This window comes from Shewanella atlantica, assembly GCF_003966265.1.
Lineage (GTDB): Bacteria > Pseudomonadota > Gammaproteobacteria > Enterobacterales > Shewanellaceae > Shewanella > Shewanella atlantica.
Map to the genome: position 1 here is coordinate 425367 of NZ_RXNV01000002.1, position 14300 is coordinate 439666.

The 14300-nt window shown below is 41.2% G+C and carries 13 protein-coding genes; 6 read left to right on the forward strand and 7 right to left on the reverse strand.

All coding sequences use genetic code 11. The features are described from left to right. Positions 1 to 70: 70 nt before the first annotated feature. Positions 71 to 1126 (reverse strand): hypothetical protein, encoded by a 1056-nt coding sequence (locus EKG39_RS07070; protein ID WP_126505036.1) that lies wholly within the window; start codon positions 1124 to 1126, stop codon positions 71 to 73. A 212-nt stretch (positions 1127 to 1338) separates the two neighbouring features. Beyond that, positions 1339 to 3036 carry a dipeptidyl-peptidase 3 family protein gene (locus EKG39_RS07075; protein WP_126505037.1) on the reverse strand — a complete coding sequence of 566 codons (1698 nt, stop codon included), beginning with the start codon at positions 3034 to 3036 and terminating at the stop codon, positions 1339 to 1341. A gap of 206 nt (positions 3037 to 3242) precedes the next feature. Between EKG39_RS07075 and EKG39_RS07080 the strand changes: the two genes are divergently transcribed. Both EKG39_RS07080 and EKG39_RS07085 read left to right on the forward strand, forming a co-directional pair. Next, complete coding sequence (locus tag EKG39_RS07080; protein WP_126505038.1) at positions 3243 to 3797, forward strand: GNAT family N-acetyltransferase; 555 nt, start codon at positions 3243 to 3245, stop codon at positions 3795 to 3797. A gap of 102 nt (positions 3798 to 3899) precedes the next feature. After that, the gene (locus EKG39_RS07085) at positions 3900 to 5243 is read left to right on the forward strand and encodes an NAD(P)/FAD-dependent oxidoreductase (protein WP_126505039.1); all 1344 of its coding nucleotides are present in this window, start codon (positions 3900 to 3902) and stop codon (positions 5241 to 5243) included. Between the two features lie 26 nt (positions 5244 to 5269). On the opposite strand, the gene EKG39_RS07090 is transcribed toward EKG39_RS07085, so the two are convergent. After that, entirely contained in the window at positions 5270 to 6268 is a 999-nt protein-coding gene (locus EKG39_RS07090; protein WP_246028433.1) for an ABC transporter substrate-binding protein, read from the reverse strand. A 322-nt stretch (positions 6269 to 6590) separates the two neighbouring features. Here EKG39_RS07090 and EKG39_RS07095 point away from each other — a divergent pair, with 322 nt between their 5' ends. Both EKG39_RS07095 and EKG39_RS07100 read left to right on the forward strand, forming a co-directional pair. Beyond that, complete coding sequence (locus EKG39_RS07095; protein WP_126505041.1) at positions 6591 to 6866, forward strand: hypothetical protein; 276 nt, start codon at positions 6591 to 6593, stop codon at positions 6864 to 6866. A 123-nt stretch (positions 6867 to 6989) separates the two neighbouring features. Beyond that, entirely contained in the window at positions 6990 to 7379 is a 390-nt protein-coding gene (locus tag EKG39_RS07100; protein ID WP_126505042.1) for a glycine zipper family protein, read from the forward strand. A gap of 110 nt (positions 7380 to 7489) precedes the next feature. On the opposite strand, the gene bfr (EKG39_RS07105) is transcribed toward EKG39_RS07100, so the two are convergent. Together bfr (EKG39_RS07105) and bfr (EKG39_RS07110) are read right to left on the reverse strand one after the other, a co-directional pair. Further along, positions 7490 to 7972, reverse strand: a complete 483-nt coding sequence (gene bfr, locus EKG39_RS07105; RefSeq protein ID WP_126505043.1) for a bacterioferritin — start codon at positions 7970 to 7972, stop codon at positions 7490 to 7492. Position 7973: 1 nt separating this feature from the next. Then, entirely contained in the window at positions 7974 to 8444 is a 471-nt protein-coding gene (bfr, locus tag EKG39_RS07110; RefSeq protein ID WP_126505044.1) for a bacterioferritin, read from the reverse strand. 393 nt (positions 8445 to 8837) lie between these two features. Here bfr (EKG39_RS07110) and EKG39_RS07115 point away from each other — a divergent pair, with 393 nt between their 5' ends. Further along, on the forward strand, positions 8838 to 10241 hold the full coding sequence (locus tag EKG39_RS07115; protein WP_126505045.1) for a transporter substrate-binding domain-containing diguanylate cyclase: 1404 nt from the start codon (positions 8838 to 8840) through the stop codon (positions 10239 to 10241). A 67-nt stretch (positions 10242 to 10308) separates the two neighbouring features. On the opposite strand, the gene gap is transcribed toward EKG39_RS07115, so the two are convergent. Both gap and EKG39_RS07125 read right to left on the reverse strand, forming a co-directional pair. Then, positions 10309 to 11319 carry a type I glyceraldehyde-3-phosphate dehydrogenase gene (gap, locus tag EKG39_RS07120; RefSeq protein ID WP_126505046.1) on the reverse strand — a complete coding sequence of 337 codons (1011 nt, stop codon included), beginning with the start codon at positions 11317 to 11319 and terminating at the stop codon, positions 10309 to 10311. Between the two features lie 418 nt (positions 11320 to 11737). Then, positions 11738 to 12586, reverse strand: coding sequence for a DUF2989 domain-containing protein (locus EKG39_RS07125; protein ID WP_246028434.1), 849 nt, complete (start codon positions 12584 to 12586; stop codon positions 11738 to 11740). 204 nt (positions 12587 to 12790) lie between these two features. On the opposite strand from EKG39_RS07125, the gene EKG39_RS07130 reads away from it, so the two are divergent. Next, positions 12791 to 14230, forward strand: a complete 1440-nt coding sequence (locus tag EKG39_RS07130; protein WP_126505047.1) for a glyceraldehyde-3-phosphate dehydrogenase — start codon at positions 12791 to 12793, stop codon at positions 14228 to 14230. Positions 14231 to 14300 lie beyond the last annotated feature (70 nt).

Consider the following 14300-nt stretch of genomic DNA (forward strand, 5'->3'; position numbering starts at 1 on the left):
GTATCGGTCGCCTAGTATCGAGTTCTATCACAAAACAGAGCCGTGAGTGCTACCTTTGCACTTGCCATTATCAACTCAGTGCCGGGAAGGCTGGAGAGATACACTTCTTAACTTCGAACGTAAATCCATATTCTGCAGTTTTATCTTTTCTTATTTCCACTATTTCATAATCATTAAGTTCAACGACATTACTACCTGGTGATATCTGGCATCGTGAACGACTGTCGGATTCCAGTTGATAAGCGAAACGTGCAATCAAAGTTCTGACCAACTTCTCATAATCAGAACGGACATCTCTATACTGTTCTTGCTTCAGTTTTTTACTTTCATCAGAAGCGAAAGACAAACCTATAGTCATGTCCTCATTCGTTACCTCTTGAGCTTCAACTCCACTTTTAGCACTATTGAGCTCTTTCACGAGTTCTTGTTTATCATTTTCAGAGAGCTTGTTTAGCACTATCCCATCAGGATCGTTTAAGTCGGCTGATAATTCATTATTCAAGCTGGCGATTAAAATTAGATGATAAAGCACAACCGAAGCTAATATCAGACGTATGAACATGGTCGTATACCTGAAGTGGTTGTGGTTAATCAGCCTTAACCCTTTTACGCCGAAAGGTTTTAAGAGCAGTAAGCCTATAAGATAAAAAGGTACTGCAACTTGTAACATCAATATGGCCAACGCTGTCATGGCTATTACCCATGCTGGCAAGTAAAGCAATATGGCAAAGTTGTGGGTATACGAGAAGTGTGTGGTAGCGACACCTACCACCTCATTCACCACAGATGCTGCACCAGCAATGGCAAAGTTTGCGATGATAGCGTAAAAAAGCAGTAAAACAGCTTTGCCAGATAAAGAGTGCCAGACACGCACAAAAAGAGGCCAAAATTCCAGGGTTAATGCAATAACAGTAATTATTGCAACTAAACCCAAATTATCAGGAAGAACAAGAAGGATAAGGGATAGAAGATAAAGCTTCTGAGCAAGAGTCAGTCGACCTAGCACACCACTTGTTGAACTGATAAATTTTGCAATGAGCTCGTAGATGACGACTGCAAGTTTCCTTGGTCTGCTAACTGCTTTTTTAAAACGTACACCAGGCTCTTCTTGTGGTATCTGTTCCATCTATATCCTTTCCTGAAATATGCTCCATATAAATCAGATGATAACCTTTTTGTAACAATCGCTCCATCGATTTTCCCATCAATAAGCCTGTCATTAAGGTTGATAATATTAAATAAAACGCCCATCAATCTACTCAGATTGATGGGCGCTAAGATGTTACTCATCGCAAACACGCTTAAAAAAGACTGTTCTCTATAAGTTAAGGATTAAGTTTAAATTTTTGGATAATTTGGCCTGATATCCGTTGGAATGGATTCCATTTTTATGTTCAGTTTAGCGACTTCGGCGGCCATGACTGCATACTTTTCCAGGAACAACTTCGATTTTTGATATTCACCCAGCGCTTGGATCATACAAACATCATGTACAAGATCTGAGATTGCCTGAGCCATGGTGTCTAAGTTAACGGTGTAACGCTCAGTAGCAGGATCGAAGCTGAAGGCTTGCTTCTCTTTAAAGTAATTATATTGAAAGGCAGCTCCTGCTCCATGAGCCTCATGAACGCCGAATCGCATAGAGCGGAATAGACCTGCAAAATAAGTGACTAACATGCTATCGCGCTCAGCCTTTGGCAGCTGGCCTTTATCCATCAAAAATAGCATATTGTAAGCACCCATCACATCCGCTTTTCCTTCCTCTATCTTAGAGTAGGTCTCCTGGAGTTGCTCTGCGACAGTGGTATTTTTACCATCCTTGACTATAGAACCAGGGCCCAAACCATGGGACAACTCATGGAACAGTGTCTCGTTGAAAAAATATTTCTCCATCAACAAAGACTGCTGCTCTTCGGCAATAATCAGCTGGGAAATAGGTTTCATAACCGCATTGTACTTAGCGTTCAGCACATTTTTAAGCATCACCTTCTTGCTGCCTTTTACCTCGCGAACATATTCGTCGTTCGGTAAGTTAAAGGCAGTGGTTTGAACTGCAGGCTTATTGTCTCCGCCACCAGCGACCTGATCGACCACTGAGATAGGGGACTCAGACCCGCGCTGCAGGTTTTTATGCTGATCCGGTATCGGCAGGTTCAACTCCATCTGTTTGAGATACTTCTTGTATACATCGAGTTTTGCACTGTCCTGAGGGTTTCTGACGGTTATGAAAGCTTCATAAAACGTCTTATATCCGAACAATTTATCGGTATACGTTTCATAAGGACCGATGGCAACTTCAAGACTACCATCGAGATCCATCCATGCCATCTCAGAGTCCCGGTATTCGTCGTTAAGAAAAGCATCGGCACGTTTATTGAGGAAGGTTTTAAGGCTTTTATCTAACGTTAGTTCTGCGGCTTCGCGCATCAAGTCTGCCGATGCTTTCATCTCTTTAGCGTAATATTGGCTATAGGGGATGGCAATGAGTTTATCGCCCTGACGGCGAATGACGGTATAACCACTCTTGAAGTCAGCTTCGTCTTCCGGATGAAGCCTGATCCACTCATTAAACTCCTCTTTACTCATGTCAGTTGGGTAGACACCGGCACCATCGGGCCTCTTGATATCACCAAAGAAGTTTTTATCTCCCTCTAAGGTATCCCAGGGGCCATAGTGAAGATCATAGAGAGAAAGTATCAAATCTTTGTCTGCAAGAGATGAATCCAGGATTTGAGCACGTATTGAGGCATTATCTTCATAAGTCTGGCGCAGATACACCTCATCAAGAATATCGGCAACTTGTATTAACTTTATTAATACTTGTTTGTCGATGTCACTGAGCGCCGTAAGATCTGCTTTCATGTCAATGGTCACGAACCTATCTAACATCTCCTGATACACGTTATTTGCAACAGTCTGAGAGTTTTGAGAACTGTTCTGGGTATCAGTTTGAGCTTGGTTGAGACTATTTCCATCTGTTTGAGAGCAGCCAGCCAAGGCGGCTATCAATGCTAAGGATATTAAACTTGGTTTCATTTAGTGCTTCCCCATCTTTTTGTTTTTTTCGCGTATAAGTTACAGGTAAAGCCATGAATGATAAACCCTGGAAGAGACATACTTAGGTTTGAATACTGGCTACACCAATCAACATCAAAATTTCCGTCAGAACGAAAGCTCATCTTTCTCCGCTATATACAAGGCGTTCATTTTTGTTTAATTTGAATCAAAAAAGAGAAATTAAGATGATACAAACCTTAAGTCCCCAGAATTTCAGTGATGTTATCGAGCTTGGTAATCTCGTTCATGGTGAGGGATATTTGGACAGCCACTCTATCGAGTTACTTTATGGAAAAGGAATCAAATCCGGTATTAATGCCAATTTTGTTGCTTATCAGGATGGGGAGCTAATTGGCTTCAGGCTGACCTATGCACCGGGAAATTGGGAACCTGACCGTTGGTGTACGCCAGATGCCTGGGGGATTAAACCTGCTGAGGTGTGTTATTTTAAATGTAACACCGTAGGAGAAGACTCTCGGGGAAAGGGGATCGGTGGTCAACTTCTTAATGCTTCTATAGCGGCCGCTAAATTACAGGGCGCAAAAGCTGGTGTTAGTCATTTATGGAAACAAAGCCCAAATAATTCAGCCATTCGCTATTTTTCCAAGGCTGGCGGGGTGTTAATTAAAGAACACCCGGATAGGTGGAATAATACCAAAGAGCACCCCGATTATATCTGCGTATTATGTGGCACCGATTGTCATTGTACGGCCAGTGAAATGTTGCTAATTTTTAAGTAATAAAATTAGCTTATAAACGTCTATTTAAGTGATTTAATTAGTTCTTAAACAATTGACTGAACAGTGCTCTTTAGTGAGCAACAAAAGCCGACAGAGTTAACCATGACCACCAATACGACCTATGACCCTTTAATTGATACTTCCCCGGCTAACCTTGATTGGCCGGACTCCTATTGGGCCAGCACAGTCGATACCCCAAAGATTAACCCAAGGTTATCGGGCTACAAGCAAGCTGATGTTGTTATCATCGGCGCCGGATATACCGGACTGACCACTGCTTATTACCTTGCGAAAAGGTTTAATATTGATTGCTGTGTCTTAGAAGCGAACAGTGTAGGTTTTGGTGCCAGCGGTCGTAACGCGGGTTTTGTGTTGAAAGGTTCCGGCCGGCTGGGCTATGCGCAGATGGCTAAGCGCTGGGATCTCGACACTGCAAAGGGGATCTACAATGAATTTAGTCAGGCCGTGGACAGAGTCAGTGACCTGATAAGTTCTCATCATATAGAATGCGATCCCCAGGAGAAGGGCTACCTTAAGATTGCTCACAACATGAAGGCTCTTAAGTCACTTCAAAGCGCATCGAAATTTATTACTGATCACTTGGGAGGTGAAGCTGAATTTGTCTCACAAGAGAGGTTAACCCATGAGTTTATGGATCACCATCAAGCCTATGGCGCCCTGAGGTTAAATGATGGGTTTGGACTAAATCCGCTTAAACTTGCGCTGGGCTATAAGCAGATGGTTGAGAATCAAAATGTCACTATTTTTGAAAACTCCTGTGTTAAACAGTGGCTCGAGGAAAACGGGAAGCATAGGTTGATCACCGAACATGGTGAAATACAGGCCAACAGAGTCATCACCGCTGGTAATGCATACACTCCAAAGTTATTTAATCCTAAACTTGACGAAAAATTCCTGCCCATATTAAGTAATATCATTGCCACAGAGCCACTAAGTAATGAGGAGCTAAAGCTTGCTGGTCTTCATACAAGGCAAGTGACCATGGACACTCGTATTCTAAAATACTACTATCGTCTACTTCCCGATAACCGCTTGTTGTTAGGAGGGCGTGGAGCTATCTACGGTAAGGATGCCACTAACCCGGCATACGCCCGCCGCTTACGTTTTGCATTGGGCCAATGCTTTCCATCACTTGCAAATAAACCAATATCTCATAACTGGACAGGCTGGATAGCCGCTGCAATGGACGATATGCCCCATGTTTATATGCAGGGAGGCACCGGGTATAGTTTAGGTTATTGTGGCGCGGGAGTATCCTTCAGCGCACAAGCCGGCTTCAGACTGGCTCAGTCAATTGCAGGGGATGAGTTACCATCACTCCCACTTTATACTCAGCCTTTACCCCATTTCCCTATGCCGCAGTTACGTCGACTGGGGCAATGGGGCTATTACCATTATGGCTGGTTGAAAGATCGCTATTTCTAATTCTAATTTTCAAGTTATGCCTTAAATTAGTGCCCCTTACTAACCTTTGCTCTGTCGGTCATTTTTTCCATGATTTGATAACTTGAATTATCAAAAGGAGGAACTACCCATATTTTTTTCACTATATTGCCTACATCTCCCAACATAGGATTGGCAGCGACTTTCATAGAGGCTGGGACCATCGACAGTTCACTGGACAAACGAGATTGAACCTTTTTACCGATGAAATAATTTGCAAAGATTTCAGCGGCTTCTAATTTTTTACCTTCCACCCCTTTTACGAAATTTATGCTGTCAAACCAAGCCATATGCCCCTCTTTAAAGTCGATTAATTGCCAATGATCTCCTTTAACGTTTTGGGAATGTACCTCCGGCCCCCAGCTACTGACTATTAACAGTTCATCGTTAAAACCGGATGAGTTTAACCAGAAGCTTCTCGCTGCCTGGTAAAGCTTGTCTATTTTATATTGCAAAGTCCCGTCAGGCGCAGACATCTTAATTACAGTATTACGATCTTGTGATTTCAGTGACTCATAAAGATAAAATGGTGAATGTCCCATGCTCATCAATGCCAACCCCAGGTTGTACCACTCCTGGCCAATATTCAATGAGAACCTGTTGTTCCACTCATCCAGCCACAAATCGGCTACAGATGTGGGAATATCTGACTGCTTAACTTTATCTGTATTAATATAAAACCCATATATTCCTCCACCCCATGGTATATACAAAGGCTCACCGTCAGCGTTCATTCCCATATCCACACGAGTCAATTTGTTATAAAGATCTGCATAATTACTTAACCTGGGTGACTTAGGGTTGATGGCTTGCAAAAGCTTAGAGGTCTGCTCATTCTGCATCTTAATAAAATATAAGGTTAGAAATGTTATATCGCATTGTTTTGCTCGAATGAGATCGAACATCTGTTCAGCACTTTGGGCAAAAGGCACGACCAGCTCAACTTCATAGTTATAGCCTTGCTCGGCGAGAATGTAATTAACTTCGCGGATATCTTCGGCTGTCACATACCCCTCCCAGGCCAGTACCCTTAAAGCTTGTTTAACTTCAACCGCTTGTATTTGGTTTGTTGCGAAACATGATATTGAAAACAGCAAGGCCACGACCAGGATGGACCACTGAGCACTAAACTTTAATCTCATAGGGATTCCTCGTGATAATGCTTCTTAAACCATTCGTTACATGGCAGCGTTATTACAAATGGCAACAATATTAAAAATAAGTCCACACTAAGTTTAGTACAGCTTTTAACAGTGCAAGATTTTGATCGAAATAGTGCTAAATATGCGCACCCTTGCTATCCTTAACGACTGGTCTATGGGGGTACAGATGAAATCAAAATTAGATAAGATGCTTTCCAGTCATGACAAACTGGTTCACTCGGAAGGTGTGAAGATAGTTTCTCATACACAGAGAGATGTTGAAGAGTGGGTACAACATACAGTCATGATTGAAGGTTGCGATGCCCCATTCAAATTCAGAAGGCCAAAAAAATTCAGATGCTTGAAGGGTAACAGAGTCAATATGACCTATTATGCTGAAACAGAAAAAGTTGCAGGCTTTGATATTGAAGTCATGAAAGTCGTACGTATTAAACGCTTTTAATATCAGAAAATATAACTTCTTACTATTCAGTTGGAATTCAGGATACTAGGCGTAAACTTAATGCCTACACTCTAGTGGTGACACAATTTTCTTCAGGGCACCAAATAATCTGGTAAGGGTACTATGAAAAAGTTTCTATTGTTTATTGGCTTGATAACATTTCAAGCTTCAGCTTTCGCCAACATAGTCGTAGATAAGACGGGTGTAGATGAGAAAGATTATATTTTTGATCTACACGAATGTACTGAGCTCTCCCAACAGGCTCAAAAAAAGGAGACACAGGGAGGAGCAATTTCCGGTACAGCAAAGGGAGCTGCAGTTGGAGCGGCAGCGGGCGCAATATCGGGTGGCTCAGGGACTGACGGTGCTAAGACTGGTGCAGCGGTGGGTCTGGTGGGGGGAGTGCTTGGTAAGAGTCGCTCAAAAAGACAAAATGCAGCCAGCCATGAACAGGAAAAACAAACGATAATTAAGAACTGCATGACTAACCGGGGTTATGTTGTATTAAATTAAAGCATAGATAAGCTGGCAATGAATAACAAAAGGTTATTCATTGCCTCCAAAGATGAAAAAGATAGACGAACAAGAGTAGGGCACTCCACTCGTTTGAAAACTACAGCCTGCTAACCATCCTGACTACCCATTTGGGATTGAATATAGTTATGGATACCAACCTTATCAATTAAGCCTAACTGTTGTTCTAGCCAATAAATATGGTCCATTTCGGTATCTTCTAGTAAGTCTTCTAATATTTCTCGACTAACATAGTCTTTTTCAGTTTCACAGATAGCGATTATCTTAGTTAAGCTTGCGGCAACGACTCTTTCTGCTTCGAGATCATTTTCATGCATCTGTTGCACATTGTTGCCAACGTTAATCGCTTTCCTGGAAGCGGTATCCGGCGTTCCTTCAAGGAATAATATTCGCTCAATTAATCTTTTTGCGTGACCGAGTTCCTCTTCGTATTCATGGGACAGCCTGTCGTGGAGTTTGTTGATCCCCCAGTCTTCGTACATCTTGGAATGAGCAAGATATTGATCCATTGAGGTTAACTCTAAAGTCAATTGTTGATTAAGGTGGTCAATAACCTTCTGATTGCCTTGCATGTTAATCCTCCATCATAGATTGTAGATAATTCTGTACACCGGTTGTATTGATCAGGTATTCCTGAGACTCAATCCAATCCAGATGCTCTTCTTCATCTTCTAATATTTTATCCAGTAGTTCACGACTGACATAATCCTGTTCTTGCTCACATAAGTAGATTGCACTACGTAATTCAGCAATTTGTTCTTCTTGTAGAATCTTGTCACATTCGATCATCTCTTCGGTATGCTCACCAATGCGTAACTTATTAAGTTGTTGTAGATTAGGAAGGGCCTCAAGAAATAGGATCCTTTCAATCAGGGAGTCGGCTTGTTTCATATCTAATATAGATTTTTTATACTCCTTTTCGTCGAGCTCCTCTAATCCCCAATTTTTGTACATTCGAGCATGTAAAAAATATTGATTAATCGAAGTCAGTTCAAGCATCAGTATTTGGTTTAGCACACTGGTTACCTTCGTCTTACCTTTCATTGAACACGTCCTTTTATTGATCTATATCAATTAATGCTAGACAATTTAGCTACTGATGCTAGAACTAATTCTTATGCTTGGAGTAAAGACTGCGACAAAGACAATAAGCAAATCAAAAGGATAATCATTCCCATTGTGAGGGAGGAGGGAAAACTAAGGTATTGAGGGTGATTTACTCGAGTATTGACGAATTTAAGAGGCGTCTCACCATCATATCTTACACTTTTGTCAGAAATGCTGATAAATGAAGCGGGAAATAGAGCACAATCACAATTGATTAGAGGCACCTTTCAAGATTAAGTCTAAACTTTCACTATAAGCCATTGATGAAACATTTTTTGCACTTGAGTCACTAGAATAATACCGCTTCTGAAGGAGGGAGATAACAAACAAATGACCATCAACGTTTGCCGTTATATTTTTATTTCCATCCTTATGACTATTCATCAAGCCAATGCCAACGAGTTTGACAAAACATCAGAGGCCAGGGCAATGGAAGGTAATACAATCATTGTCGCAAATTCAAAAGCATGGAAGCCTTTTTCCTATGTTGACGACTCTGGAAACCCACAGGGTTTACTTGTTGATATTTGGGAAGAATACGCCAGAGTAAATAATATAAATATTAGGTTTATGCTGACAGATTGGAATGAATCGATTGAACTCGTTCGCAGCGGTAAGGCAGATGTGCATGCTGGATTACTGTGGTCAGAAGCCAGAGAGGTATATTTTGACTTTCTCGACGGAGTCGTTGAAATTGATACACAACTTTTTTTCTCGGCCGACACCCTTGGAACAGATGTGGAGCAGTTTCTTCAATCTGGTGAACTTGGTGTCGTTGCGGGCGGATACGAAGAAAGTTATATGAGAGAAAACTATCCAAATATTAAATTGATCTCATATGCAAATAATGAAGTAATGTTAAACGGTGCGTTTTCCGGCGAACTCAATGCATTTGTTGCCGATTTTCAAGTGGCAAACTTCTATCTGTATACCTCATCTCAACCAAGCTCATTCTCGCCCGTTAAACACCTCTACAGCGCTCAAATAAAACCTGCAGTAAAGGCTGGTGCGCATAAGCTAAGAATTCAACTTGAGACGGGTATGAACAATATCTCTGAGATGGATCTGCAGCGAATTGAACGAAAATGGCTTCACGTTGAAACGGTTTATCCTAAGTATCTATTTCAATTCGTATTTTCTCTATTGTTAGGTTTTTCTCTTCTCTACATCCTGCAACTTCGTAAAACCGTTTCTTCCCGAACCGCTGAGCTGAGAAAAGTTAACCTGGAATTGCAACACCTGGCTTCAATAGACTCTCTAACTGGCATCTATAACAGACGTTTTTTCATAAAGAGTTTGAAAGAAGCGTGCCTTACGATGAACGAAGAGACCAGCCTCACTCTGCTCCTATTTGATATCGATAAGTTTAAAGCAATTAACGACAATTTTGGTCATGTAGTTGGTGACTATATCATTAAGCAAATTGCCAATGTTGTGGCCAATGAAATTCCGGAAGATGCTGTTTTTGCCAGAATTGGGGGGGAGGAGTTCTGTATTTATCTACACAATTTAACAGTTCAACAGGCCAATGCCTTATCAAAAAAAGTACAAGCTAGTGTATCTGCGGCTGAGTTTGAAAAAGATTTGGTTAGTCACAATGTCAGTGTCAGTCTAGGGAGCGTGTTCTGTACCACTGAGAATGTGGACCATCAGTACCTTATAAACCAAGCAGATCATTTGATGTATATTGCCAAGTCTTTAGGAAGGGACGGTTACCAATTCAAAACGGTATAACTACGAGTTTGTCAGATACAAAAAAGCCAACCACTTAGGTTGGCTTTTACACTCTATGAAAACGAAATTACTTCGCAGTCATCAAGGCTACAGCATTATCTAACATGCGGTTACTGAAACCCCATTCGTTATCATACCAAGACATCACTTTAACCAAGCGACCTTTAACACGAGTCTGAGTTGCATCAAAGTTTGATGAGAACGGATTGTGGTTGAAATCGATAGAAACCAATGGCTCGATATTAACCGCTAACACTTCGCTCATTGGCGCAGATGATGCAGCTTTTTCGATTATCGCGTTCACTTCTTCAACAGTAGTATCGCGAGATGCAATAAATGACAGATCGACAAGTGAAACGTTTACCGTAGGTACACGTACAGCTAAACCATCAAACTTACCGGCAAGTTCAGGTACCACAAGACCGACTGCTGCAGCTGCACCAGTTTGTGTTGGGATCATTGACATCGCAGCAGCACGAGCACGGCGTAGATCAGTATGGTATACATCTGATAAACGTTGATCGTTCGTGTAAGCATGAATAGTAGTCATCAGACCCGATTCAATACCAATAGCATCATTTAACGGCTTAGCTACTGGCGCCAAGCAGTTAGTAGTACAAGAAGCATTAGACACAACTGTCATATCGGCTGTGATTTCATCGTTGTTTACGCCGTAAACAACGGTAGCATCGACGTTCTTGCCTGGTGCAGAGATAAGTACTTTCTTAGCGCCAGCATCTAAGTGAGGCTGAACAGCTTCTTTAGATGTGAACATACCTGTACATTCAAATACTACGTCAACATTAAGGTCTGCCCAAGGAAGTTTACCCGGATCTCTTTCAGAGAAGGTCAGGATCTTGTCTTGGTTAACGTAGATTGCTTCATCATCATTTTCAACTTTTGCATTGAAACGACCATGAACTGAATCATACTTGGTTAAATGAGCGTTAATAGACGCATCACCTAGATCGTTAATAGCAACAATCTGGATTGGGTAATCTTTTTCACTTTCATAAAGTGCACGTAAAACATTTCGTCCAATACGGCCATAGCCGTTAATAGCAACGCGGATAGACATCTCATATCCCTCAGGTAAGTTTAAAAATAATTTCTGGTAGTAAAATTACCAAACTGACAGCCACCGTCAAGCAATATCCCTGATTTAGGCCGTTTATCATTAACATTTTCGGTATTTCTTTTACAATGATCATGCTTTTTACAAATAATGACACTTTTGGTGCAAAAATATTCGTTATGGCAAACATCTTGCCGAGCTTAAAATTGACTTAACTCATTGAGTGCCGTCACCTATCTATAGGTCAGTTCTTAATCAACACCATAATTTTAGAAATTTTCAAAACAGATACAGTAATGAAAATATAGACCAGGTTAATACCAATTCAACTAATGCTCTTATAAGCTGCAAATTTTTTGACCATTTCATTTCATGAGAGTGCCACAGCCCATAAAACATCTTGACTAGTAAATACTATAGATCAAAGTGCAGACTTATCTCTCATAAACATTATTCTGAATGAGCTGGTTTTGAAATCCCCTGATTCCAGTTCATCGACTAGGTCATCAGCTTGCTCATCTAGTATGGATTTTATCGCTTCATCATTATTGATTAGGCTCAGCATTTTTTGCTCAGATACCTTATGTTCAGTCATTAAGACATTCGCTCTGGAGAGGAGATAGGTGAGTTCGAGATCATTGGTTTTTTGGTAAGTATTAGCTAAACCTAGCAGCCAATCCGGGTTAAAGTTATCTTCATTACTCAGATCAAAAACATGTAGATAAACTTGTTGGGCCTTTTTAGCATCAAATTTTTGATAGTAAGAAGCTATTCTTGCCAACAACTCAATGTCATCCACCTGCTGCTTTTTTTCAGCGTTTAAGACGATAGCTTGGGCTTTTTCATCATTAAATCGTGTCCAGTGATAATAGGCAAGATAGAGGTCAGTACTGTCTTTAGTCGTTTCCTGTAATTGAGCTAAACTCTGTGCACTCAAACCGTAGGCTCTTACTCTGTCATTAGTGCGTTCCGGATGAAGGATGTGCTGCACACCGGCAGCCAGTTCTATACATTTACTGTAATTTTCTAAGTTGATGAGAAGGTGATATAGCTGCTCACCAGTAGGTGAAGGAGTTTGCTTAAGCGTGTATCTTTTATTAATAAGGTCTGCTTTTTCATATCGGCACCAACTATCTTTGTGTAAATCACTACAAAGTTCAGGATTATTTTTACAGATCGTGCCTGTATTCACATCATTATCACAGCCAAAAAGGCCTGAAATTGCGACAAAGCTAATAAATGATGTAAATATTACGAGATTTCTTCTCAAAATAGGCTCCACAGCAACTTTTTTGCTAATAAAATTACAACCTTACAAAGAATATCTTACTGGCCTGAATGGCGACTTTTCATTACAATAGCGCCGACCAAAAGGGATTTTATCCCTACCAATAATTAGAGTATTGGTCTTTTCTTTTTGTTACTCAATCATTTCTGCAAAAAAAAGCAGAATAGTGAGATAAAGGATCTGTTAATGAGCGCTGATAAACACCTACAAAGCTGGCAAGAACGTTTCGAAATGGCAGAGGCTATGCAACCTTTGCTCGGTAAATTATATCGTAATCAAGGTGTCGAAGTCGTTCTATACGGTAAGCCACTACTCAATGCATCGACGATAGAGATCATCAAGTCACACCGTTTGGTGCGTCGTCATGTCGGACATAAGCTTAGATTGCGTGAAAGTTTTCCATTTGTAGAAGCACTAAGTAAGTTAGCGGTTAAACAATGTAAAGTTGATATCGGTAAGCTTGCTATCAAATATTGGCGCGAAAATGATACCGTCGATGGTATTGAAGCGTATATGAGTCGTGAACTTGCTGACGGAATTGACCATGAGGATAATGAAAAAGCAAGAGACGTCGTACTCTATGGTTTCGGACGTATCGGACGCCTGCTCGCCAGACTGCTAATCGAAAGAACCGGCGTAAGCAATAAGCTCAGATTACGTGCGATTGTTCTTCGAGGCGGCCGGAAAGGGGATCTTGAAAAGCGCGCCAGTTTACTGAGAAGAGACTCGGTTCACGGCCCATTCAACGGCTCTGTAGAAGTTGACGAAGAAAACAATGCAATTATCGCCAACGGAACCTACATCCAGGTGATATACGCTAACTCTCCTGATGAAGTCGATTACACCGAATTTGGTATCGAAGATGCATTAGTTGTCGATAATACCGGGATCTGGAAGGATGAAGACGGTTTAGGTCTTCACTTAAGATCTAAAGGAGCTTCAAAAGTACTATTAACTGCACCTGCTAAAGGTGGTATCAAGAACGTCGTTTATGGTGTAAACGAATCAGATATCCTCGATGAGGACAGAATTGTCTCTGCAGCGAGTTGTACAACAAACGCTATTACACCCGTTTTAAAAGCAATGAATGATAAATATGGCATCACCAATGGCCATGTTGAAACTATTCACTCTTATACTAACGATCAAAACTTGATTGATAATTACCATAAAGCCGACCGTCGTGGACGTAGCGCTCCATTGAACATGGTGATCACTGAAACTGGCGCTGCAAAAGCAGTAGCAAAAGCATTACCAGTTTTAGCCGGCAAGTTGACCGGTAACGCAATCCGTGTTCCAACACCGAATGTATCGATGGCTATCATCACGCTGAATCTGGACAGTGCTACAAACAGTAAAGATGACGTCAATCAGTATTTACGTGACATGTCACTTCACTCTGAGTTGCAAAACCAGATCGATTTTACCGAATCTACTGAGATAGTATCTTGTGATCTGGTCGGTTCTCGTTATGCCGGCGTAGTTGATTCACACGCAACCATTGCTGAAGGAAACCGTGCGATTCTTTATGTTTGGTACGATAATGAATTTGGTTATAGCTGTCAGGTTGTCGGAGTTATGCAGAAGATGCTTGGCCTGAACTGTCAGTCGCTACCTCATGGCTAGCCTCTAATCGTTAATCGTTAATCGTTAATCGAGTATGCCTAACTAAAAAGCCTCATTGATTGAGGCTTTT